The organism is Noviherbaspirillum suwonense, from assembly GCF_900182955.1.
Lineage (GTDB): Bacteria > Pseudomonadota > Gammaproteobacteria > Burkholderiales > Burkholderiaceae_D > Noviherbaspirillum_A > Noviherbaspirillum_A suwonense.
Map to the genome: position 1 here is coordinate 18,683 of NZ_FXUL01000032.1, position 24,406 is coordinate 43,088.

Genomic DNA, 24,406 nt, shown 5'->3' on the forward strand with positions numbered 1-24,406 from the left:
AATGGCGTCGCGCTTACGTAAGCCTCCTGATCCTCAAAAGCTCAGCCCGCTTGTACAATCATTTTTTGGAGGATTAAAGCTGATGCCTATCTTCACTGTCGGATATGAAGGACTGGACATTGACGTATTCATGTCGTTGCTCGCAGAGCACAATGTCGAAACTGTCGTGGACATTCGTGAAATTCCTTTATCGCGTAAACCTGGATTTTCGAAGAAGTCGTTGACCAGCGCGCTGCATTTCTCTGGCTTCAAGTACGTCCACATGGTAAATCTAGGATGTCCGAAGCCGGTGCGCAATTGTTACCGTGAGGATGGCGACTGGAAGCGCTACAAACAGGGTTTCCTGAAACACCTCAAGAAGCAAAAAGCTCCCATCGCCGAACTATCGGACCTCGCAGGTTCGTCGAATTGCGCATTGCTTTGTTATGAGGCCGACTTTAACTTCTGCCACCGTTCGATGGTGGCCAATGCTGTGCGCGACTACAGTGGGATGCGCGTCGAACACATTCGGGCCGTGACCGTCTAAACAACGAGATCTGCACTACTTCGACAAGCTCCTGCTTAGGCGGATATACCAGACTGATGATCAGCCACTGGTCTTGAAACCGGTGCTGGTTGCCCAGTAGGTACATCAAGTCTCTTCCGCCAAGCGTTTTCTCCAGTTTGTCGCGGAACGGTGCTTCCCAATTGACGCCGTAGCTTTGGCGGCAGTTCCAAAATAATGCGCCAGCTTCCCAATCGACACTCTTGTGCCTGTGCTCCTTCTCGCCCTCTGGCGTGTCACATACGTACCGGTAGTAAAAGTCGAAAGGCACTTTGCGCAGTTCTTTTACTTGCCGCTTCGCCTCGGCTTCGGAAAAGAGATCGCCCTGCATCTGCTCACGCATCAGCTTCTCTTTTTCCTCGTCCGTCCAGTCGTGGTTTCGAGCCTTGACGATCTCGAGGCCTATCAGCCTTTTCGGACGTAGCAGCGCGATAGACAGCCCATCGGTGATCCGCCCTGATTCGATGGAATCAAAGCTGTGAAATGCCGGGATCTTGTCCAACCACTCCCAACGGAAGGCCCAACCCTTCTTGGCATCGATTATGTCTCCACAGGTAATTGTGTCTATATACAGCTTGTGACTTTCGGGACGATGATCCTTGTTGGCTTTCTCGACCCGGACATCAATCCATTGCCATTTCTTGAATTGCTGACCCTGCTCGATCATTCGGAACGGCACGGGGTACAAACGGCGCATCGAACCGTCCTGACTAATGCCCGCAACACACGATGTCTCGATGTACTGTGCGCTGGGCGAGGGGTATGTCTTCGCCAAAACAAGGATGCGCTCCAATTGACCCAATGCCATCGTTATTCCCCTCTCTCCCGATGTTGATTCGCCTTACAACAGAACCCGATAGTGTCGGTTGTCCGCGTCGGTTGACTTCATGAGCCGGTACTCCATGCCGCTCGCCACAGCAATTTGCTGGGCGAAGTCCTTCTTTGCCTGTACCACGGCATCTTCGATCTGGTTGTCAGCCTTTACTTCAACGATGACATACTTCAGGCTGCCATCCGGCTCTTCGCGCTGAAAAATGAAGTCGGGGTAATAGCTGCGGACAGTATGTGATCCCGGATCGATGTACTGGATAAAAAAATCGGACTGACCGTGGGTTAGCATTCCGGTGAAGTAGACCTTCTTCACCCTCTTCTCCCGCAGTAAGTCCCAGAACAACCAATTCTCCGAACCGGAGTCAAAACAGTAGGTGTCGAGATGGAAGCTCTTGGCGCGTTCTTCATCAGTGAGTTGCAGGTCGAGCCTGCGCACGATCTTGTTTTTCGCCGCTGTCACTTCGTAGTAGCCGTTCGAGGGCAACTTTATCAGCTCGACCTCGTGTTCTTCGGTCTGCTGAGACTCATCGAGGTCATAGAGCTGACGGAAAAGTCGAGGGATGATTTCGTCGTACAGCAGCTCGTTGAACTCGTTGGTAATAGCCACAAGTTCATCGGTACCTTCCTTGGTCACGTCAAGCAGCTCCTCAATTTCCAATGGCTTTCGGTTGAGGTAACGCGACACCTCGGCCACCAGCGTCATGCGCGAAAAGGTTCGCTTTTCACGGCGCGCTGTCAGGTCGAAGGTGCGGCTGTCCGACGCACGTGCTGCATCGGCTGCGGTCAGTCCTACCTGTTGGGTTTCGATCAACCGGTACTTTTCGATAAGCGTGTTCCAAGTCTCGCGATCAGCACGCTCGGGCACCAGGTCCTGGCCCGGTATGGGTTGCTTTTCGCGCATCAGGTACTGCTTCCGCACCCGCACCAGTTTGATCTTTACCGGAGGCGCGACCACGCGCACTTCAACGCGTTCTTTGTCGCTGCCCGTCTTCTGTAACTCGTCGACGCTGATGCGGAAATTTTGCTGCAGCTCGTCATTCAGGGTGTTCAGGTTGTCGTTCGAGAGGAATACATGGCCGGTATGCTGAGCCTCCCCGATGGCGCGCAAACAGCGCATCGTGGCTTGCAGGACGAATACTTTTGACTTCGGCTCGCGGAATAGACCCACCCCGAACAGCGAGCGACAGTTCCAGCCCTCGCGGCCCTTATTGACAAGTAGGACGAACTGCTTTTCTGAGCCTTCAGTATCTAGGCGATTGAACTCGCGGATGTCGTCGTTGGTGGTGAGCTTGTCGTCGCCGACGTTGACCAGGATGCGCGAGGTCGGGATACCATGCTTGTACAGCGCCCGCTCGACCGCTGGTTTCAGCTCACCGGTCAGCTCGTTAACGGTGGCGGCAAAGAAAGCCAACTTGGGCAGCAGGCCCTCCGGGCGCAACTCGCCTGACTCCTTTAGAAAAGCCTCGACGGCAATGTCCACAAACTCGTCGGTACGGGTGTTGCCATAGCCGTGCAGCACCACCTTTTTAAGGTAGTTCTTTTCGATGGCCTCTTTCAGGCCATAGGCGTATACCACCTCCGGTAGCACCTCGCGCCCGACGTATGGTGTGCCGGTATAGTTGTAGCAGGCCACGACGCGGGTTCCTGCTGCATTGAGGCTGGCCGCGAGGAGGTCGATTGTGGTACGCAGGCTGGTGTCGGCTTCCTTCGAGCCAACGCCCATGTCCTTGGCCAGCGCCTTCCCAAAGGCGTGATGAGCCTCGTCCACGTAGATGCCTAACTGCTCTAGGCGGCGCAGTTTTTCGAAGCGCTGGTTAGTGGTCAGTTCGCCTTCCTCTTCCGGCTGGTCGAAGTTGTAGAGATCGGCGGCGTCAGCATAGACGCCGGTGGCCGTGAGCGTTTCGCCAGTGGCGCTGAACAGCTTGTTCACGGCGGTCTTTTCCTTGTGCTGGCGCTTAAGGATAATCTTCTGTGTGTTAGAAACGATAATGTTGAAACGCGAGCGATCCATCGTGTCCAGCGACGTACCTGCTTCTTCAAGCTAATGAAAGCGCAGGTGCGTTGTCAGGAAGTTGACGTACTCCGGCGGCACCACGCGGGTGAGGTCGAAGGACTCGATTTCCTTCAGTGAATGCAGCACGGTCTTGTCCGGCGCGAACACCAGTGCATTGTGGCAGTAGCGCGCATCCTTCTCGAACTTGTTGCCAAGCAGGAACTCGTAGAAAATGCAGGTCGCCATGAGGATGGTTTTGCCGGTACCCATCGTCAGCGCAAAGATGTAGTTTGGGTAGACGCGCGAGTTCTTGCGCATCTTGTCGAACAGCACTTTGTACGAGTTCAGTTCCAATTCATCACTTTCGCCGAACTCGAACATCTCCTGCCCAGCGGTCCCGAGGAAGGTGCCGAACTTGCGGCCCTCAAACTTGCCGCTGCGTTTGTACCACGCCTCGAAGATTTCCTCGACCTTGCCGTTGCCGAGAAACTCTTTGAGGAAGACATAGGTTTCCAGCGCCTCAAACTGCGGCTGGCGTAGGAAGGCTTTGGGATTCTTTTCCGGATTGTTGAAATCGAGGAACTTGCGGGTCAGCTCCTTGTAGTTCTGCCGGATCACGCCCCGGTTGTCTTGGTAGAACCGCCACAGAAAGCGGAAGAAGGCGAAGTCGAGCGACGCGCCCGATGTGTTGGCCGCCTTCGCACTGACCTTGGCCGCTGTGCGTTTAGTTGCCATTGCTGACGGTCCCTTCCCACGATTCCGACAGCAAGTCGGTGATCTTCACGCGAATGGTGCCCGCGTCGTCCGGAACCTTGTACACGCCCTTGACCAGATCGTCTTTGCCCGGAATGTCCACCACTGCTGGCTGCAGTACCGCGCCGTCGTAGTTCCAGTCGATCAGCACGCTCTCGGCCAGCTCCTTCCAATCCTCGACCGACTCCTTCTGGAGTGAGAGCTTTTGCAGCAGATTCATCGGGTAAAACTTTGCGATGACCAAATCCCCCTTCTTGATGGCAACCTTTGCTTCAGAGTCGCGCTTGAACTCGAGATTGGCCTTGTCGCGCAAGATATCCACCACCTCCACGTCGATCTTGAAAGGCTTCGTAGCTAGTTCCAGTTGGGCGGTCAAGTCTGGTTCATGGCCCATACATACGAGTGAGATTTTCTCGACCGGGCGGTTAGGGTTTTCGTTCTGTTTGCGCTGCCACGCCTTGTAGTCAAAGCCCGCGATCAGCTCGTTCAGGTCGGCGCGCGTGGCAATGCGGTTGACGGGCATGATCTTGACCATGCGCCCATCCTTCTCACCGTCGAACACGGTGCTGAACTCCAGCTTCTGCACTTCCAACGCTTCGATCAGCAGTTCTTTGGCCTGAACCGGATTACGGAAAATGTCGTAGTGGTTGACGTTGTAAACCTCGAAGCCAATGAAGTGCTTGCCATCACCATCAAGCGGTTGTTGGCGCAGTTCATTTGCAATACCGAGCAACCGCTTGGTTGTCGTCTGAACAGCGCCCAGATTGATGTCTGCGCCAATGAAACGGCGACCACATTTCATGGCAGCGGCTTGGGTTGTTCCCGACCCCATGAAACAGTCGAACACAAGCTCGCCGGGACGCGTAGAAGCTTTGATAATTCGTTCCACCAAAGCTTCTGGCTTCTGCGTCGGATAGTCTTGGCGTTCTTTGGCAACAGGATTCACAGGCGGAATGTCATCCCACACTGAATCAATGATATCGCCCTCAACTTCGTCAAGGTAGATAACTCTTGCACCACCGCCAGTCGGATTCACATCGTCGCGGTAAAGACGGCCATTTTCGTCCTTCTTGAATCGCTTTATGTAATCCGGCCCGTGGGGGCGGAACTGAACTTTCCAGTAGTAGTCTTCTGTTCGGGCGTATGAAAATATTGTGTCGTGCTTCTGCGGGAATTTCCTAGACGTGGACCGTTTAAATCCAAAGTAACTCCAAATTATTTCATTTCTGAAATTGTTTGCGCCAAATACTTCATCGAGGATCATTCGGATGAAGTGGTTCTTATGCCAGTCACAGTGGACGTAAATACTCCCTTCTTTAGAGAGGAGTTCTCTGGCCAACACGAGTCTTTCGTACATAAACTGGAGATACTCGTCGTTTGTCCAAATGTCCGTGTACTGTTTTTCTTCAAAAACGCTCTGTTCAGTTTCGGCTTGATAACCTTGTAACTTGGATTTTTTTCTTATAATCTGCCTTTGAATCAAACGGCGGATCGATGTAGATCAAATCAACCTTGCCTCGGAATTTTTTGAGCAGATGGCTCATCACCTGTAGATTGTCGCCCCAAAATATCTTGTTGCGCCATCCATCAACTTCTTCACTGTGCACTTCCTTGAGTTGCGCTGGAAAGTACTGAGTAGACGTAAACGGGCGTTTCCCGCGCCAGCTCAGCATCGGGTACCCCTTGACTGGGGCGAACTCGTATTTCTCGATGCTGGTCTTACCGACATCAGCGGCAGTTAGCGGTAGGGGGGGCTGCGAAGGATGTAGGTTACTCAAGATTCTTCTCTGTTGTGGATGGTTGACTTTATGCGTGCTGGTAGGTGATCGGCGCGGCGGTATCTGCCTTGGTGTCGGAGTGGATGAAGCGGCTTTCAGGAGCCGAGCAATTAACGCATTCTTCCGTCCCGTCGACTCGACGCCCGCAGCCTCGCAAACTTGCTTGACCTCGGACTCGCCGAGATAGCCAAGAAGGGTCTCTGGCAGGCATCGCCGCGCAGACAAGATCGCGTTGATCAACGCCTGACGGTTGCGCTTGTCATTAACGGACAGCTCAAAGTCGGCAATGATCTGTCGAAGCGTTGGGACGCTGGAAATTGTGAGGATGTGCGGCTTTAGTCTCATTTTGGTTTGGCGAAATTCCAATTCTTGTTGTCGCAGTAAGCGCGCATATCGCAGTCCTGGCACAGCTTGGCCGGACGTGCGGCAATCTGATAGTCCTGCCGCTCGATACGCGCCACGATGTCATCAAAGCGCGCGATTGTTTTGCCGATAGCGCGATCGTCCTTAGTGAAGGACACGTAGGGGTTTCCCCCGTCCTCGCCGGTGTAGTACAGGTGCATCCGGCTGACTTTCTGACCAGTGCGCTGCTCGACCAGATGGGCATATACCTCCAACTGGTGCTGGTACTGTTGGATTCGGCTGCGATCCTTTTCCATGTCGGGCTTCTTCTCCGACTTGAAGTCGATGATCTCAACCGTGTCGTGCTCGCCCCGAATGAGGTCGACGCTGCCTTTAAGGATGTACTGATCCTTGACCAACGAAATCTCGACCTCGGCCTCTTTGATGCGATCCCAATTGCCGTTCTCGCGCTCGTAGTAGCGCATCACGTGCAGCAGCGCTGCCTGCTGCGAACTGGGCGCGAGGTACACGCGCTCCTTCTTGGAGAGCAGCGCGTAGTTGGCCGAAAACCAGTCCTTGATGGCATTGGAGCTTAGGCTGCCTTCTTCGCCACGCAAAACGGTCTTGTGAATGTCCTCGATGGTCTGATGTACCAGCGTTCCGAACAGCATCGGGCTTTCACGGATCGCTGCAAACCCCAGCTCCTTGAAGAAGCGGTACTGCTCCGCGCAGTTTTCGAACACGGTTATGTGCGAGGTGAACGAGTATTCGCGCTTAAGGTTGATCTGCTTGACGGCCTCATAGCTGAGGGCCGCGAGGTCAACATCGCGCCAGCTTGGCAGTTCGTAGAACAGGCGGTCGAAGTATTTGGACGGCGACCTGCCGTGCCCTTGCTTTTCTTGCGCGGCCAGCATCAGCAGGTTCTGCGCGCGAGAGAAGGCTGTGTAGAACAGCCTCCAGAAGTCGAAGTTCTTGATGTCGTCTAGCGGCTCGAAGCGTTCCTTCGAAAGGTAGCCACCGTCCTCCAGCAGCACGTCTAGTGCGCCGTATTGCTTGCGCGGTACTGCCTCCAGCGAGCCGCAGACGACGACAGGGAACTCCAATCCTTTGGACTGGTGGATTGTGAGGAAAGATACACAGCCCTTGGGCGCGTACTCGGCCTCATCCTCGTATTCGCCGATGCCGCCGTCCACAAGAAAGCGCAGGAACTGGTTGAACAGGTCGCGAATGTTCTTTTCCAGCCATTCGGGATTGAGCACGCTGACAAAATGCAGATATTCGAACTTGGTGAGCAACTTGGAGAAGGTGCCGAGGTTGCGCGCAGCGCGACCCTTATCCACGCCCTTTACGGCATCCTCGACGAGGAAGCGCGCGAACAGCGGAAACTGGAGCAGTTGGTAGAACAGGCCGGAGAACGAGTAGTCGGTGTTCTGGGCAAGCGCGGCGTGGCGCTTGGCCAGCGGTCGCGCCTAATCTAGCAGTGGCTTGTTTTCCGGCTTGCGCAATTCCGTGGTAAACGCCGTGAAGCACTGTTGGTCGTAGTAGTCCCAGATTGGAAGCGTGACACCTTCGGCCCACGCCCGCACCTTTGGAAACTGCGGGAACAAGAAGATCAGCGCGCCAATCATCAGGCGAATTTCCTCGCGCTCGAAGAACATGTTCGAGCGCGGCGAGAACACGGGGACGCCCTCCGCTTCGAGAAATCGCGCCAGCTTAACCACTTTCTCGTTCTTGACCGAACGGAACAGGAAGGCAACTTGATTCCAGTCCGTTAGCTTGCCGGACGCATTCAGGACTTTAAGAAAGGCCAGCACCTCAGCGTGCCAGTTGGTGGTTTCGTCCTTGTTGTCAGTGGCAGTCAGCCGCAGCGCGGTGGGCATGTCGGGGAAGTCACCCTCTCGCGGGAGTATCTGCTTTGCAAAGCGGAAGCTGCGTGAGCCGTCATCCCACGTCTGCTCGCGCATCCACTCGTTGTAGAAGCGGATAATGTCTGGATGCGAGCGGTAATTCACGGAAAGCGTAACGCGCTTGCACTGGCCCTCGTCGAACAGCGCGGGGAACTCCAGGATGTTGCGGATGGTGGCCCCGCGGAAGCGGTACAAGCCTTGGTCGTCGTCGCCTACAACGCACAGATTCCGTTTGTCGCCAGCCAGAAGCAGGAGAATGCGCTCTTGAATGGTGTTGGTGTCCTGGTACTCGTCGACCATCAGGTAGGTCAGCTTCTCGCGCAGTTGCGCCAGCACGTCTGGGCACATTTCCAGCAAACGCAGCGCCTCGTATTGGATGCCGGAGAAGTCAAGCGAGTTGTTTTCGTGCAGCAGATCCTGATACTTGTTGAAGCACGCGGCCAGCGCACGGATTTCCACTTCGGGGGCAGCCGCCAGCGTGGCAGGGTCAATCGCTTCCTCGCTGACCTTGTTAAGCCACTTAAGAAGATTTTCCGACTGCGCCCAGCGGCCCAACTGATCGCCTCCAATGACGAGCTGAGCATCGGGCAGTTCGCGAAAATCTTTAATGCGCTGGTAAAGGAAATACTGCTGGTCGAATTGGTCAAATAGCGTGAAGCTGCGCTTGAGTCGCGTGAACTCGCGGTAGTCCTCCAGCAAACGCAAACATATCGAATGGAACGTGCCGAGGTACATTTCGTTCAAGTTGAACTGGATGCCCAGTTCCGCCAGCCGGTTGGAAATGCGAGTAGTTAGCTCGCGCGCGGCTTTGTCTGTAAACGTCACCACAAGCAGCGACTCGGGAGCTACCCCTTTGTGGGTAATGAGGTAAACAATGCGCTCGACTAGCGTGAACGTCTTGCCGGATCCGGGCCCCGCGATGATTAACACCGGGCCATCGGTGGCCAAGATCGCTTCCAGTTGCTGGGGATTAGCCTTGCTTTGAAGAGTTACGGTACTAGCAGTCATTCCGCCCACGTGTCGAATGTTGTGGCCAGGCGGAAGACGATGCGCTTACCTGCCTTCAGGTAGGCGCCCGCTTCGTAGATCGTAAGGATCGTGTCCCGTTGGTCGTTCATATACTTGCCTGTTCGCCTATCGCTTAGTTGGTCTGCTGGCGTATCTTGGCATAAAATGTTTCGATTTGGAAAAATTAGGCAAACTTGGCACTAACTTTGAGGCCGAAATGCTGCATTAAGGGGAAGCTGTGGCGTCTAACTACGAAACAATCTGTGAAGAAAACCGGGGCCGTTATGGCACCGAAGGCGCTCAAAAATCCGGGGGGCTGGCTGCCGGGCTCTACGACAACCGCACGCATTTCATCTTCGAACTGCTACAAAACGCCGAGGACGCCCTTGGACGGCGCGGCGATTGGAAAGGTCCACGCAAGATTACGTTTGCGCTGGCACCGACCAGCTTGGCGCTATCCCACTTTGGCAAGCCGTTCGACCAAGCCGACGTCCGAAGCGTGTGTGACATCGCTGAAAGCACGAAGAACGAACTCTCCATTGGTCGATTTGGTCTTGGTTTTAAGTCGGTTTATACAGTTACCGATCTTCCGGAAATTCACTCTGGCGATGAGGATTTCGCCATTGAAGATTACGTTTTCCCGAAAGCGATAGGGCGCACGGCGCGCGCGATAGATGAAACGCAAATCGTCCTGCCCTTAAAGGAAGGAGACAGGACCGCGTTACAGGAAATCACTGCAGGATTTCGAAACTTGGGCCCCGGCGCGCTACTTTTCTTGCGTCACATTGACGAAATCAACTGGAGCGTTGAAGGTGGCGCAACCGGTTTCTATATTCGCAACAGCCCCGAATCGCTCGGCTCCAACGTCCAGCGCATTACGGTGATTGGCCAAGAAAGCGGCCAGCCCGAAGTTGATCAAAATTGGCTGGTCTTCCACCGGGATGTGTTCTCCGTCGGACAACAAAAGGTGGGGCGCGTGGAAATCGCCTTTTCGTTGGTGGCCGTAGAAAACGTCTCTGATCGGTGGGTTGTGCAGTCACTGAGCAGCTCACCCTTAGTAGTTTTCTTTCCGACCGTGGTTGAGACCCACCTTGGCTTTTTGGTTCAGGGCCCGTATCGCACGACTCCCAGTCGGGACAACATTCCGCCAAATGAGCCTTGGAACCAGCATCTAGTAAAGGAAACGGCCAGTCTATTAGTAGAGGCGATGCAATGGATGCGGGACAAGACAATATTGGATGTCTCCGCGCTGAGTTGTCTACCACTAGACCGCAAAAAATTTCCGCAAAATTCGAGGTTTGTGCCGCTGTTCGACGCGGTCCGTCATGCCTTTCTAAGTGATCGGTTATTGCCCCGCTCCGATGGCGACTATATAACGGCGAGGCACGCAAAACTGGCGCGTACAAAAGAGCTGCGAGAGTTGTTTGGCCCAGGACAGATGACAGCACTGTTCGGCTCAGAAGGCATCTCGTGGCTGTCTGGCGATATAACCCAAGACAAAGCACCAGAGATTCAGCAGTATCTGACGAATGAGCTCGACATCGCATTAATGACGCCAGCAAAACTGGTGCCAAATTTGACCAAGTCATTCCTTGAGGCGCAGCCCGATGAGTGGGTGTTGCGCCTTTACGAGTTTCTGAACGGCCAAGAGGCAGCGGTGCGTCGCCATCTCGACACGATTCCATTAGTCCGTCTTGCCAATGGCACCCACGTTGTCGCACGGGAGAATGGCGAGGCAAAAGCTTTCCTGCCTAGTGCCCTCGAAACAAGCTTTCCGACCGTACGCCGAGCGGTGTGTGCCTCGCCAGAAGCGTGTGCTTTCCTAGGTTCGTTGAGGATTACTGGACCCGATCCGGTTGATGACGTGATTCGAAACATCTTGCCGAAGTACCGGCAAAACGAAGTTGAATTGAGCAATGATGTCTACGCCGCCGATATCGAACGCATCCGCTCAGCCTTCAGTACAGACTCAGCAACGCAGCGGGAAAAACTGCGTTCAGCCCTACGTGAAACTGCGTTCGTGAGGGTCGTAGACAGCGGTAACGGAAAAGGTTCTATGGCCAAGCCCGGCGACATCTACATTGCCACGGATCGACTAAAACAGCTCTTTGCCGGTATTACAGGGGTCTTCATCGTTGATGATGCCTACGACTGCCTGCGCGGCGAGGATACAAGGGAACTACTTGTGGCTTGCGGCGCAAGTCGTTACCTAAGTCCACGTCCAGTCGTCTCTACACTGGGAGCGGACGAGAAGGCGAAGATCCGTAAAGAAGCTGGACTTGAACGGGCAAGCCGGGAGAATCAGCCTGAAGATTTTACTATTCATGGGCTTGCTCAGTTGCTGGAGATCTTGCCAAAGCTCGATGTTGACGATGCGAAAGTCAGGGCAGAATTACTGTGGGATGCACTGGCTGATTTGGAAGCGCGCGGCACAGGTGCCTTCTACGGCTCTTACAAATGGAGCTTTTTTCATGAAACGAAAACGGCCAGATTCGACGCCGCTTTTATTCAGACGCTTAATCTGGTCGCATGGGTTCCATGTGCGAATGGAGCACTTCAGCCTCCTGGCCTTGTAGTATTCGACACTCTTGGATGGAAGCCCAATCCTTTCCTGCTGACTAAGCTCGCCTTCAAGCCGCCAATCATCGACCAGCTTGCCAAGGCGGCCGGCATCGATCCTGCAGCGCTTGACTTGCTTCGCAAATGCGGCATTACCAACATTACGGAACTAGCAGCCCGATTGGGCATTCCTGCCAAGGAAGAGTCTAATGTTTACTCCAACGCCCAAGACCTTTACGACCCTGACATGCCAGAAATCAAGCCTGGGACATATGATCCTGACAGTAGTGACGGTGCGACAGGAGGCGCGGGAGGCGGCGGCAACAAGCACTTTGGCACGAGGGAACAACCTGGAGAGACTACCAGTGGGGGCGCCTACGGTGGCTCAGGCAGCAACAGGAATCATACCGGCAGAGGTGTAGGAAATGGAGACGGTGGTCAAGGAAAACGGCCGCCGGGTCATGCTGGCGGGCGGCCATTCATTTCATACATTGGAGCTCATCCGAATGACGTGGAACCTGATCCAGACGGGCTCGAGCAAGCCGCGCGTATGCAGATTGAAGAGCAAGCGATTAGACTGATTACCAGCCTTGAACCACAGCTGCGTCGCACAGCAAACGGAAATCCAGGGTTCGACCTTTACGAAATTGATCATGGCGGTAAGCCAATTCGATGGGTCGAGGTCAAATCGATGACTGGTAGCCTTGATGAGCGTCCTGTGGGACTTTCGCATAAACAGTTCGAGTGCGCACGGGAGCATAGTGCAGCGTACTGGTTGTACGTCGTCGAATACGCGAGCGCCCCTGGGAAAGCACGGGTACTAAGGATCCAAAACCCCATTGCCCATGCCCGGACGTTTACTTTCGACAAGGGCTGGGCAAAAATCGCTCATATGAAACCGCCGGCCGAGTAATTCGCGGTCAAATAGTTAAATACGCATCGTAACGCACACGAACTTGGTATCCAAATAAGCAAGCAGACGTGGGGGCGGTGCGGTTCACGCGGCAGGCGGGATCAGGACCAACCGGCCAAAACGATCGATGCCGAGCATGTTAAACGCCAGCTTTGCAGGGCTGGCGCGACACGTTTCTCGAACAACAAAAAACAGAAAGCTGAGTGCTAAACAAGAAAACTGAATTTTCCTGACCTTCCTCCTATGACGGCGCTATTGAAAAGGCGACGCCTCAGTCATGGGAACGATTACTTAGCGAAAAGCTTTGAGTTCGTTTCTGCTTGGACTGGCGCTACATCAAGGGCACAGCGCTTTTCGATGACAGACATCGTCGGCGATTTTATTGCTATATTGAAATAACTTGGCTCGCGTGTTGATGTGGCGTATTGTTTCCAAAAGGAGATTTATCATGACTTACTATCGTCGTAGCAGACGTCGGCCGAGCCAGTACAGATTTTTATTTAAACTAAAGCCAACGGCCTTTGCGTTCGTATTTGCAGTTTTCCTGGACCAGGTTCTCAACGTGCCATGTTCTTTTGCCATCATAGGCAGAATTCAGCCAGCCTGCCGCGCTGTGGTACCAACATATGTCTGGTGGGGTATCGTTTTTATGGGGATCTATGGGATTGCGGCATGTTTGTACCGCTACTACCGGGATTTTTACTTGGGCGAATACGTAATGGATTTAGAAGATAGATAATCCTGCTCGCCAAGCAACTTAGTTAGCGCCGCGTCAAGCAGCTTTCCCCAAAGCTGTCCTGCACCAGTATCTCAAAATACATGCTCAGCCCGCATCGAGATAGTCGCTACACCAGAGCCCGCCCAGCGGCAGCCCCTCCGCCACAAGGTTTCTGACTACTTCATATTCAGAAACCCGGCGAATCGTTGAAAAACCCTCCTGCCCCTTCTCAAGGATCCACACCTCCTCCGGCGACAGCGCATCGATGAAGTGCGGATGATGCGTGGTCACAAAGATCTGCGATGCGTTTTTCTTGCCCGTGGCATGGCTGCGGAATTCCTGCGCCAGCGACTCCAGCAGCTTGTGGTGGAGCCCGTTCTCCGGTTCCCTGATGCAAACGAATGGCGGCGGTTCCGGATCTTCCAGCAGCAAAAGATAAGCAAACATTTTCAGCGTGCCGTCCGACATTTGCTGTGCGAAAAACGGGTCGTCGAACGTCCCATCGTTAAAACGCAGCAGAACACGCTTTTCCGCGGTTACCTCGGTATCGATCTTGGCGATGCCCGGAATCTTGCTGGCAATGCGCGCCAGGATGCTTTTGAAACGGTCCTTGTGTTTGCGCTCCATGAACTGCACCACGTTGCCAATATTGTCTCCACGCACGTTCAAATGCCGTTGAGGCCCGGCGCTAGGCAGACTACGCGCCGCATCCGGGTAAAAATAAGAGAAATACCACCCCTTCAGAAAATCCCGAAAACGTTTGATGCGCGGGTGCTCTTTCAACGTTTTCAGGGTGGCAATTCCCAGCTGGCGCAGGTCGGTCAGCTCGACGACTGATTGAGTGCGGTCCTCTTCACCCTCGATTTCGACCGCCTCTTCGCCGGCCCAGGCCAGCCCCTTGCCGCGATCCAGTCTCAGAAAAGGAAAAGGGCGCCCATGGGTCTGCCCCTTGCGCCGCTGTTTCAGCAGTTCGAATGCCACATATGGCCGGCCCGTGTCGTCCAGATTGATGATCAGTTCATAGCTGATAGCCCGCTCGTTGGGCGCTTCCCGGTAATAAATTTCGAAGCGGATCGGACCATCAACGCCTTTGGACCGCAAGCGTTCGAACCCTCCCCGCTGTTTAATATTGCACGCGGTTTCCACATCGCTTGCCAGGCAGTCAACCACAAAGCCGAAGGCATCGAGCAGGGAGCTCTTACCCACCCCGTTCTTGCCGATCACCGCCGTGATCGGCGTCAGCGGCTTCCTGGCAGCCTGCCCCGAGAGTTTGCCCAGTGACACATCGCGTAAGGCGCGAAAGTTTTGAACGTGGAAACCTTCGATTATGGCCAACTAGCTCTCCTCGGTTCCAGTCAACGCGCGATCATAAAAGATCAGCAGCATTTCGCCCTATTACAGCGTTTCCTCGGGAAATTTATTTGCGATGATGATAATCGTTGCGTAGTTTTTATTGGCGCATGCGACGCGGATGCCGGCACGCAGAAACTCGGGACCGGATTCCTTTATCTTGAGACCAAACCGAGATGTTCGCTTTCACCCTTCGGGCGCAGACTGCGCTTGCGTTCGCACCTACTCTGGAAATCTGGAAACACTGGTTTATTGATTGACAGAAGCAAGAGTAACGACTTGGTACCGACAACACCTCGCTGTCAATCCGCTGACGCCATAGGCGAGTCACAAATTGTCAAATGTTCTACGGGCGTAGCCTGCTGACGTATTTCGTCGCGCCAGTTGGGCGGCTGGCCACGGAGCTGCGTCTTGATTGCATACAGCTCGCCGATCCGGCGCAACGCTTCGGTCGCCGTTGCAGTGGCCCGACGCACATGCAACCCCCGCATGCCGCGGCGCGCATGGGCCACGCCTGCAGCCTCCGTGATGCGCCCATCGCCGCATATTTGTCAGGCCAGCTTCTGCACGTGCGACACAAGCGCATCACGGAAGGCATCCAGCTGCGTAGCACTGGTCTTCGCCGACAATGCGCTCCTCTCTTTCCGCCCCGGGAAATGCGCGATATGTTCGGCATTGGCACCGGCCGAATGTGGCATCCCATGCAAAATCCAGTTTTGCTTGTAGTTGCATGTCTTCGCTTTTTTCCGCCAGTCAGCTAATTTTTCTGCGTCGGAAAATGTCTCATACGTCTTTCATGACATTATTTTTTACGCAAAAACTCAGGAATATCCTCAGGCTTGAGCGATGCAACCCAGTCATCGTAAGTCTTGCCGAACTCCCCTTCGCGGCGCCAGATACCACTTAACCGCGAGACGACCTCGACGAGCGGCCCTGCTTCTTGCCCAGGCATTTTAGGCACCGGACCATCTGCTTCGGTAGCCGGGATCGCAACGCAATAGTTCAATGACGTGTACAACGCCAGATCCTCATCGGTGTGGCACATGTACACGTTGCGGTCGCAAGCGTCACAGTGCCGGACGTTAGCGCTGAAGCCGGCCTTCATGTTGGTCCAAGCCTTTGGACAAGCGAAATCGAAGTCGTCTGCTGTGCAGTTGCGGATGCGGAAATCGGACGGGCCAGTAGTCATGACTTGTTTTTCAGCGCGATAAGTGCCGTAGTTTACGCCCAAGGCCTCTGTGTTCGCATGGCACAAAATTAACCAAGGTCTTGCGCCGTTCCTTCGAAGCCAATTGGGTTAGGCGCATGCACACAAGTCCATCCATGTTTTTTACCAAAGGTTTGCGCGAAGAGCGCTGTTTCTGCGCGAATTTGACGTCGAGCGAAGCCTCGCCTATCTCTGACCAGTGCCAAATATAGCGTGCTCGGGCGTAAGGGTATCGCCGTGTTCGGCCGCTTCGCCATTTTTCAGAATCGCTGCCTTGTTGTGCGGCAGCGCTGTGCGCTCAGAGAGCTGGATACCGATCCGGCGGTCCAGCCTCCGCGCAGGGCTTCGGTTTCATAAAAGGTATGGGCTTGCGGTTTCCTAATCGAAAGCAGACGGACGTGGGCCGGCCAAGGCAGCGGAAAGCTTGCGCCAAAACGGATAGGTCTGATGCGTGTCCCGAAACGGTTTTGAGATTTCCTAGGGCAGCAGATTCGCCAGATAGCGTCTGACGAACCTGCTGCCCTGGCCAAGCCAAGTAAAAGCACGCATTGAATTGTTCCTTCGCTCCTGCGCTAGTCCTTTCAGGCTGAACAAATCAGGTTGGCTTGTCATTTTTGCCAAATGGAACGAGAGCGTAAGAAATTTCAGTGGGGCTTGCGTTGCTGCCGTGAGACGTTTTATTTAAGCGAATACGACCTAAGCGTTTCATTAAATTTGCGACTACCTAAAGTTCACAATCAGGCGTATTATTTCTTTTAGGAATCTTATTCCCTGAACAGGGGCCTGAGTTATGGCATTAGGCTAAAGACGAAAATCATGAAATTGTTAACCCACTTGTTTTCCGTATTATGTCGCTCACGTGCACTTGCCGCTCATGATGACAACCTCCGTGCCGGCAGCGACGGTCCCACACGTCTCGTGCAATTCAACAGTTTGAATAGCCTGCTCTTGTAAGTTTTAGGCTAGTGGATAACTCAGGTCGTCGTCACATGGCATCAGCGTCGCAAATTTTCAGCTCAAGATCTTGCGCTTAGTGCAAACCTTGCATTGGATGAAGTCAGCCGCATCGACGTTGGAGAGATTGGCCTGGCTATCTCACGGTGACGCGCCCGACCTAGGTCCTCCAGGAAAGCCTTGCAAATTTCGTTCTTGTGCGAATTGCTTGCTGCTTTTTTCGGAAAAGTCGCACCGCACGGCCATTTTAGTAAAACCTTGATAATGAACCCAGGAGTCTCCATGAAAATCTTCCGTGCAGTGTCTCGCACTAACTTTGATCCGGAGCGTGAGCACACGCGGCACCCTGGCACCCGCCTTCCAGCAAATGTCCCGTATCTGGTCGATAACCTCTGGGAGTTCACGCGTCCGGACGACATGCCTTCCCGGCGCAATGGTGTGTATGCCAGCCCGACCGCTGCACTGGCTCTGGATGGTGCAGCCGGCGTCGGACAGCCACAGGATGGCTTCATTGCATGCCGGGTCGCATGCCGCAGCACACCGAAGATCTTCCAGATGTCGGTCGCCGATGCCCGTTACCATCCGGACGTCAAAAGACTGCAGAAAACAGTCCACGATAAACTGGTCGGGCAGGACCTGGTCGGGTTCGAGGGCAAGCTCGCGCTGGCGCCGCTGTTCGTGCCCGGGATGACGCGCGATGAATTGAAGGCGGCCATGGAAGGAAATGCCGGACTGCGCGATTTGGTGATGGAACTTGCCACCCTCGTCACCTTGTGGACGGACACGCCAAATTCCGCTGTCGGTGAACTGTTCTTCGAGATCGACGAAGACAACCACTACAAATTGCATCCGGTTTGAAAGTCGAGGAGATCCGCAATGCGTCACGTTTTCTTATTAGGTGATTCGATCTTCGACAACGCTCCCTATGTACCAAAAGGCTGTGAAGTTCAGGCCCAACTGCAGGCAATGCTGGGTGACGAGCATCGTGTAATTCTGCTGGCGCGCGATGGCGACGTACTGGCAGATGTAAAAACACAGGTAAGCCGTCTGCGGAATATGCCGGCGCAGTTCAATCACGTCGTTGTAAGTTGCGGCGGCAACGATGTCTTGGGCCTGGTCGGCCATATGCAGTTGGGCGTCAAGTCGGTGCTCGAGGCGGCAGAGCTCCTGGCCTCGTGGCAAGCGGAGTTTCGCATCGAGTATCGCCGCATGCTCGATGAGGTATTAGCACCGGGCCTGCCAGTGGTTATCGCGACCATCTACGACGGCGTGCCCGGCCTCTCGCCAGGCTTGCGTACCGCCCTGGCCGTGTTCAACGACGTGATCTTGCGCGAAGCGGCAGCACGGCGGCTGCCTGTACTCGATCTTCGACTTGTCTGTGATCACCCCGGCGATTATTCACCGGCCTCGCCGATTGAACCATCGCAGCAGGGAGGGCGCAAGATCGCCGCGGCGATCGCGGAACTGGTACGCTCGGAGGACATGTCAGTGCTGCGGACGGTCGTGTTCGGAGCTGGCCTGAACTGAATATTCCTGCGCCATCATTTTGGTTTGCAGACCGTCGTTAATAACGGGTTGTTGAACATGATCTTGGCCTGCGTTTTCCACGCATCAGCAGCGTCTTCACAGGTTTCCTTACTTGTAAATTCCGCGGTAGTCATCGTCGCGGGCATAGTCCGGTTAAGGACAAGAGTCAGGATGAGGATGTACAGGGTTATCCTTTCGTAGGGCAAGTCTGGCTTTGTGGGCTTGGAGCGAAATGATCGACAAGTCGCTGGCGCCAGGGAAGGCAGGAAGATTTTTGGTGCCAAACAATGCGTCAGTCGACGCTATGAATACGCCGGAACATGCTTCCATCCGGGTCAGCATCTCGTTGACCGTTGTTATATCCCAAGACTCGTTATTGCCGCATATAAGCCAAGCGTTTCTCACGGCATATATCTTCCCATAACTCGCTTTGTCCACAGTGCAAACCATTCGGATAGTTATCTCAATCATTGATAAGTCGTGTTATCAATGGTTGCCGAAAACGTGGTTAAATACCCTACTTCTATTTGCAGCGGGCCCATTTCCGCTGTTCGCCCGAGAGAAAACCGCATGCCGCTCCACCCGTTGCCCACCGCTATTGCTCCCCCGCGTCTGCCCATCGATACCACCCGGAAGCTGCACATCGGTCATTTCGCGTTCATGCGGGCGCTCATTCAAGGCGCCGACAGCAAAGCCGCCTGGGAACGCTATTTACAGATCGAGGGGGCGCACAGCGATGCCCGGATCGTCCGGAAAACCATCCTCTGGGTTCGGGATGCGTTTGCTGCTGCCGCCAAGCGGGAACACAAGTTTGGCACCGCCCGCCTCGTCGTCGCGGATTTGTCCAGCTTCGATGACAGGACAGCAACGCAGCCGAGTCTGGATGCGTTCGTGGCGGACCGGAGCTTGGAGGAATTTTCCGAGTCCGAGCAGATCGAAGCTTACCTGGCTGAGTATCCAGGGAATGCGGCCCAGCAAAAACGCCGCGCAAAACTGATTTCTAGGCAACTCGAGGCGCTCAAATGGCTCGAATCCTTGGCCGCGCAACCGCCCGGTGCCGGCGATCCGGTTGCTTCCTGGCTGAATCCGGACCAGGCCAGGCGCCTGCAGGCAGCCGGGCTATGGACGCTGCGCGCGCTCATTACCCATATCAACGGCATCGGCCAACGCTGGTATGCAAGCATTGCCGCGGTGGGTCCGATCAAGGCCAGGCGCATCGAGGAATGGTTGCGCCATCATGAAGCAAGCATCGGCTTGACGCTGGGTAGCCATGTCTTGGTGGCGCCATCGAAGGTAGGCCGGGACCTCTTGGCGCATGTCGTGCCGCGCCAGACGGCGATCGTGCCGATCGACAAATTAATTATCCCAGGCGCGTTGGATGGCGCAATGGGGCGCTACCGGGCACCCCGCGAGCGCTGCATGATCCGCGCCGACAATGACTATGAAGCGGTGCTGCTCTGGATTAAAACCCGGCAGGGAATCGCACCAGAGAAAAAGCAAGCGCTTCGGCAGCGGCGTGGTACCGCGCCTGGAGGAACAGAGGGACCGCACGATTGGCTGCAGACTCTCTCCCATACGCAGCGCTCCTATTTGAAGGAAGCCGAGCGCTTCATGCTCTGGGCGATCGTCCAGCACAAGAAACCGCTTTCCTCCTTGGCGCTGGAAGACTGTCAGGCATACCAGGCATTTCTTGCCGATCCATCGCCGCGAGACCTGTGGTGCGCGCCGCGTGGGCGGGACAAATGGTCGACGCTTTGGCGCCCGTTCGAGGGTCCGCTCTCCCGCAGCGCGCAAGCGCATGCGGTACGCGTGCTCAAGTCGCTGTATAAATTCCTGGTCGACCAATGTTATTTGGTTGGCAACCCGTGGAATGGCGTCACGGTCCCGAAGCCAACCCGCGTTGCTGTCTCTCGCGGTCGCAGTTTCACGCAGGCGCAGTGGGCGTTTATCGAACGTCAGGCGGCGCAACTCTCCGACCGGTCTGCCGATCGCCGGCTGCGCTTCGCGCTACGACTGTATTACTCGACCGGAATACGGCTGATTGAAGGCGTGCAGGCCCGTGTCGACGACCTTCGCTGGGTACAGTATCCGGATCCGGCATCTGATGACGTGATCTCTGGTTGGGAACTGAGAGTGACTGGGAAAGGCGACAAGGAACGCATTGTCCAGGTGCCGCAAGAGGTAGTGGACGAGTTGGCCAAGTATCTGGCATCGCGCGGGCTTGATCCAAACCCGGAGGCGCCAAGCAACCGGGGGACGTACCTGCTTGGCCACGCCACCGATGTAGCAACGCGGGCGCCGTGGTCACCCCGTGCCCAGATGGCTGTCGACCCGAAGGCAGGCATATCACACGGGATTGTGTACGCGGCAATTAAAAAATTCTTCAAGGGGTGCGCCGAGCAACTTGCTCCGATCGATCCGATAGGAGCAGAGCGACTGGCGACAGGGTCCACGCACTGGTTGCGGCACACACATGGCACCCATGCGGTCGCTGCGGGGATGCCACTGGACTTGCTGCAACAAAATATGGGGCACGCGTCCTTGGACACGACAACGGGATACACGACCAGCGAAGAACGCCGGCGCATGAAAGCAGCGCAAGCGGCCTGGAAGCGTATGCCGTTGGGATCGGTCCGGTCTTGAACGGGACTGGCATCTTTGCATGGGATAGGCACCCTCCCCTCTCCGCAGGCAGGCCACGCGCCACCGTTTTCCATTTGTCATCGTCCGCCGCGCGTGGGGTCAACGCAGCTTCAAATTAATAAACAACAGCAGGTGAATGGCAGCTGGTTAACGTCCCGATGGCTTTTACGGTACGACATGGCATGACGGTAAATGTGTTTCTGGACGGTCGGTCAAGGCGGATAGCATGGGACAAATCGGAGCCCGATGCCGATGCCGATGCCGATGCCGATGCCGATGCCGCATTCAAGATGATCGATCAAGCAGTGAATGCATTGACTTTTTCACGCAATCGACGCACCAAATTCAATACGCAGAAGTGCAATATACGTTTAATTGATAAAAATACTCTGGTAATGAATATTTATCCGAGGCACTAGGAAGTTGAGATGTCTGCATTGTCGTGGTGGCTTCGCTCACGTGGCGTGCGCTTCTTCCACATACTCGTAATAGCTTCGTTGCGCAGCCAGCGCGATCGGCGATGGCTGCGCAACGTACGCGGGGAATTATTCCGCGCAGAATAAATACGGTCCCATGGCGAGGAGTGAAACAGTTTCGTCGTCGCAAATTAAATGGTATAACCAAATGGATGCGGAAATATCACTCAATATAAAGACATTGTACTAGACATGAAAGCACTGAAATGCTTTGAAATGTCGCATCAATTACTCACAATGCCAACTCGCTCAATGTTGTGACTCGCACTTTAGAATTGCAACGTGCCAGCACAATACGGCTCTAAGTTTCCTAGAATATCGTTAGGCACATGAAGTTCGGCATCGACGTAAGAGTCTACGGTGCGCGGTCCCTTGCGAAATTTAAAACTTACCGATCATCTGCTGGGTTGTGCGTGTCGCTTATGGAATCATGCAAGTGGGTACAAATCGCAATTTTTTGAACCACGCATCTGTGATTCGACGGTCAGCGTCGAATGTTTGCTCAAGACCCTGCTACCCAATTTATTCCGCGCGGAATAAATTGGGCCCAGACACATTTCCACGAGTACTGCCAAGTCGCAATAGGAAGACTAGCAATCAGGCTATGTGCGTATCTGGGAATCGGATTACGCATACGACACTTGTGTAAGGACATTGCTACAGGTACCGAAAAATTCGTTTAGCACTATTTCGACTGTTGAAGGCACTGATTATTATGTGCGGGCTTTCGTGAGCCGTGCACGAAGCGATTTCGCGGACAAATAGACTGCACAGTGAGGGAATAGAAAGAAAAAACACGGATGCTGGAGCAGGAGCAACGGGGTCCGCCAGTGGCACACAATTATTCCGCGCAGAATAATTGTGTGCCACAAGCGTTGCTAATCTGCCTTTGACGCCAGTGCCGACGGTTGACAGACCAGTACATAGGCAATAGTCTTGCAAACTTACTCCCCAGACGACCAGAAAAAATGGCAAAAATATTGGTGATATTTAATCAAAAGGGTGGGCCTGGAAAGACCACGCTTGTCATGAGCCTGGCTGGCTATTTGATTAAACAGGGGAAGCGAGTCGTGGTGGTCGATTCCGATCCCCAGGCATCGTCCCACAAATGGGAAACGCGGCCGATTGAACAATTTCCCCAGCACCCAGCAAGCGTGCGTCCCATTGTGGGGGTGACCGTAAGCCAATACGCGGCCAATATCGAGAAGTTGATCAATGAAGGCTATGACTATATTGTCATCGACACGCCGCCCCGGCTCGACTCCGCCGATCTGGCGGCTGCGCTGTTCGTTGCCGACCGCGGATTGATTCCATTTGTCCCGGATATCATGCACAAGGATGCGCTCGAGGAAGTTCAAGAGTTACTGGACACCGTGAACGAGAAGCGGATACGCAAGGGATTCGAGGCGCTTCCTGTCGGTCTGGTCGTCAATATGATGAAGCCCGGTCGCGTCGCGCAAAAGCACCTCGCCGAGCGCGCATCCGACATGTCCGGTTTTCCCGTTCTTGCAACGATCGGAGACCTGGCCCCGTTCGAATCTGCTTCCAACTTCCGCACTACCATCGAGGCAGTTTCCAAACCGTCTGATAAGGCGCGCAAGGAACTTGCCGCTCTCGCCCGTGCAGTCGAGGAGTTCATGAAATGACATCGAAAAAGAAAACCAATCTGCTCGCTGCGCTCGATGCGTCGTCTACGCGTGGCGCGGATAGCCGCGGCGCAGCCGAGCGTCGCGCTGCTGCCCTCCGCGAAGATGCGCCTGATTCCCCGCCGTCCGATCCCGCTCCGCACCCGCAGAGTATGCCCATAGCGGAGAGCGCTGTTCCGCCAGGCAAGCCAGACCCTGTGGTCACGGGTCCGGCCCAGGCAGGCGTGCAGGACGTGCCTCTCATGTCGATCACCGATAACCCGTTCAATGCACGTCGGGTCTATCGTGATTCGGATATTGAGGGGCTCGCTGACAGCTTTCAGAAATATGGGCAGCAGTCTGCCGCCCGGGGGTTTTGGCGGGACGGAAAATGCGTGTTGATCTACGGGCACCGTCGCAAGCGGGCAGCATTGCAGTTGGGCTGGAATTACCTGAAGGTGGACCTTGTTGCGGAGCCGGAAGGCGACAAGGCGCTTTATCTTGCCTCGCGCGAAGAAAATGCCCAGCGCTCTGCGCAAACCTTGTTCGACGACGCGCTGGTGTGGCACGACTTGCTCGATAAGGGAGTCTATGCGACCCAGGAGGAACTGGCCGACTCGCTCAAGATCAGCCAACCCGTGATTGCAAAAACGCTGTCATTGCGCAAGCTACCGATGCACATCATGAAAGAGTGCATCGCCAAGGACCTGACCTCGCGCGCCGTGCTGTATGCGCTGTCGCAATATCACGACGACGTGGGCGATGAGCAGAACACGATGAAGCTGATCGAGGAGGCAAGCAGCAAGGGTATGTCGTCACGCGATGTCGAGGCCCGTGTCCGTTATCTCAAGGAGCGCAGGCGGGCAGGGAATGCAGTGATCCCAAAACCGCGGTCCGAATCGTACAAATTCACCTACGGTAATAAGGACGGAATTCTCAAGGAATTCGTCACCAAAGGGCGCGTCGAACTCCGGATCGACGGCCTGGACGAAGAGACCCGCACCGCGCTGGTTGATCAGCTCCGGCGAATCCTGCCAGCCCAGGCTTAAGGCGGACAAATTCGCGCATGGCTCCACCGACGGAGCGCTGCGGACTACAGCATGGCTAACGCAGCTCCACCCAAAGCGCTCAGCAGGGTAGGGGGCAGGATTTGACCTGCTCCTATCGGCAGACCTGATGCTCACCAGACCATCCGATTGCATCCAACCCTGTTCAACCACGTCAAAACGCAAGGATTGCTGCTCATCGGTTCTGCCGGCGTGGGGACGATTTCGCTGG

Annotated in this window: 18 protein-coding genes and 1 pseudogene; 9 read left to right on the forward strand and 10 right to left on the reverse strand. The window is 54.9% G+C overall.

All coding sequences use genetic code 11. The features are described 5' to 3' along the window. Nucleotide 1 precedes the first annotated feature (1 nt). On the forward strand, nt 2-526 hold the full coding sequence (locus tag QOL82_RS26390; protein ID WP_283445306.1) for a DUF488 domain-containing protein: 525 nt from the start codon (nt 2-4) through the stop codon (nt 524-526). On the opposite strand, the gene QOL82_RS26395 is transcribed toward QOL82_RS26390, so the two are convergent. From QOL82_RS26395 to QOL82_RS26425, 7 genes are all read right to left on the reverse strand, one after another. Continuing rightward, entirely contained in the window at nt 438-1,352 is a 915-nt protein-coding gene (locus QOL82_RS26395; RefSeq protein WP_283445307.1) for a hypothetical protein, read from the reverse strand. The genes QOL82_RS26390 and QOL82_RS26395 overlap by 89 nt on opposite strands. A 33-nt stretch (nt 1,353-1,385) precedes the next feature. Beyond that, nucleotides 1,386-3,386 carry a TnsA endonuclease N-terminal domain-containing protein gene (locus tag QOL82_RS26400; RefSeq protein WP_283445308.1) on the reverse strand — a complete coding sequence of 667 codons (2,001 nt, stop codon included), beginning with the start codon at nt 3,384-3,386 and terminating at the stop codon, nt 1,386-1,388. A gap of 30 nt (nt 3,387-3,416) precedes the next feature. Next, nucleotides 3,417-4,103, reverse strand: a complete 687-nt coding sequence (locus tag QOL82_RS26405) for a hypothetical protein (protein WP_283445309.1) — start codon at nt 4,101-4,103, stop codon at nt 3,417-3,419. Continuing rightward, on the reverse strand, nt 4,093-5,478 hold the full coding sequence (locus QOL82_RS26410) for a DNA methyltransferase (protein ID WP_283445310.1): 1,386 nt from the start codon (nt 5,476-5,478) through the stop codon (nt 4,093-4,095). Before QOL82_RS26410 ends, QOL82_RS26405 begins: the two co-directional genes overlap by 11 nt. A gap of 64 nt (nt 5,479-5,542) precedes the next feature. Continuing rightward, on the reverse strand, nt 5,543-6,244 hold the full coding sequence (locus QOL82_RS26415; protein WP_283445311.1) for a hypothetical protein: 702 nt from the start codon (nt 6,242-6,244) through the stop codon (nt 5,543-5,545). Continuing rightward, on the reverse strand, nt 6,241-7,581 hold the full coding sequence (locus QOL82_RS26420) for a RecB family exonuclease (protein WP_283445312.1): 1,341 nt from the start codon (nt 7,579-7,581) through the stop codon (nt 6,241-6,243). The genes QOL82_RS26415 and QOL82_RS26420 overlap by 4 nt, the downstream gene beginning before the upstream one ends. 129 nt (nt 7,582-7,710) lie before the next feature. Beyond that, nucleotides 7,711-9,156 carry an ATP-dependent helicase gene (locus QOL82_RS26425; RefSeq protein WP_283445313.1) on the reverse strand — a complete coding sequence of 482 codons (1,446 nt, stop codon included), beginning with the start codon at nt 9,154-9,156 and terminating at the stop codon, nt 7,711-7,713. 238 nt (nt 9,157-9,394) lie between these two features. Here QOL82_RS26425 and QOL82_RS26430 point away from each other — a divergent pair, with 238 nt between their 5' ends. After that, complete coding sequence (locus QOL82_RS26430) at nt 9,395-12,628, forward strand: sacsin N-terminal ATP-binding-like domain-containing protein (protein WP_283445314.1); 3,234 nt, start codon at nt 9,395-9,397, stop codon at nt 12,626-12,628. A gap of 448 nt (nt 12,629-13,076) precedes the next feature. Then, nucleotides 13,077-13,367, forward strand: coding sequence for a hypothetical protein (locus tag QOL82_RS26435; RefSeq protein WP_283445315.1), 291 nt, complete (start codon nt 13,077-13,079; stop codon nt 13,365-13,367). 84 nt (nt 13,368-13,451) lie between these two features. On the opposite strand, the gene QOL82_RS26440 is transcribed toward QOL82_RS26435, so the two are convergent. The 3 genes and pseudogenes from QOL82_RS26440 to QOL82_RS26450 form a co-directional block, all read right to left on the reverse strand. Next, the gene (locus QOL82_RS26440) at nt 13,452-14,681 is read right to left on the reverse strand and encodes an AAA family ATPase (RefSeq protein WP_283445316.1); all 1,230 of its coding nucleotides are present in this window, start codon (nt 14,679-14,681) and stop codon (nt 13,452-13,454) included. Between the two features lie 374 nt (nt 14,682-15,055). Continuing rightward, a pseudogene (locus tag QOL82_RS26445) lies at nt 15,056-15,232 on the reverse strand (IS66 family transposase); the annotation flags it as partial. Nucleotides 15,233-15,498: 266 nt separating this feature from the next. Further along, nucleotides 15,499-15,885 (reverse strand): hypothetical protein, encoded by a 387-nt coding sequence (locus tag QOL82_RS26450; RefSeq protein ID WP_283445317.1) that lies wholly within the window; start codon nt 15,883-15,885, stop codon nt 15,499-15,501. A gap of 1,254 nt (nt 15,886-17,139) precedes the next feature. Between QOL82_RS26450 and QOL82_RS26460 the strand changes: the two genes are divergently transcribed. The 6 genes from QOL82_RS26460 to QOL82_RS26485 all read left to right on the forward strand — a co-directional run bounded on the left by QOL82_RS26460 (nt 17,140) and on the right by QOL82_RS26485 (nt 24,177). Beyond that, nucleotides 17,140-17,715: a hypothetical protein gene (locus QOL82_RS26460; RefSeq protein ID WP_283445318.1), complete on the forward strand. Its 576-nt coding sequence runs from the start codon at nt 17,140-17,142 to the stop codon at nt 17,713-17,715. Nucleotides 17,716-17,733: 18 nt separating this feature from the next. Beyond that, nucleotides 17,734-18,384 carry an SGNH/GDSL hydrolase family protein gene (locus QOL82_RS26465; protein ID WP_283445319.1) on the forward strand — a complete coding sequence of 217 codons (651 nt, stop codon included), beginning with the start codon at nt 17,734-17,736 and terminating at the stop codon, nt 18,382-18,384. A gap of 570 nt (nt 18,385-18,954) precedes the next feature. Further along, nucleotides 18,955-21,027 carry a site-specific integrase gene (locus QOL82_RS26470; protein ID WP_283445320.1) on the forward strand — a complete coding sequence of 691 codons (2,073 nt, stop codon included), beginning with the start codon at nt 18,955-18,957 and terminating at the stop codon, nt 21,025-21,027. Nucleotides 21,028-21,209: 182 nt separating this feature from the next. Next, nucleotides 21,210-21,446: a hypothetical protein gene (locus QOL82_RS26475; RefSeq protein WP_283445321.1), complete on the forward strand. Its 237-nt coding sequence runs from the start codon at nt 21,210-21,212 to the stop codon at nt 21,444-21,446. A 1,025-nt stretch (nt 21,447-22,471) separates the two neighbouring features. Continuing rightward, nucleotides 22,472-23,149 carry a ParA family protein gene (locus tag QOL82_RS26480; RefSeq protein ID WP_283445322.1) on the forward strand — a complete coding sequence of 226 codons (678 nt, stop codon included), beginning with the start codon at nt 22,472-22,474 and terminating at the stop codon, nt 23,147-23,149. Next, nucleotides 23,146-24,177 carry a ParB/RepB/Spo0J family partition protein gene (locus tag QOL82_RS26485; RefSeq protein WP_283445323.1) on the forward strand — a complete coding sequence of 344 codons (1,032 nt, stop codon included), beginning with the start codon at nt 23,146-23,148 and terminating at the stop codon, nt 24,175-24,177. Before QOL82_RS26480 ends, QOL82_RS26485 begins: the two co-directional genes overlap by 4 nt. Nucleotides 24,178-24,406: the final 229 nt, after the last annotated feature.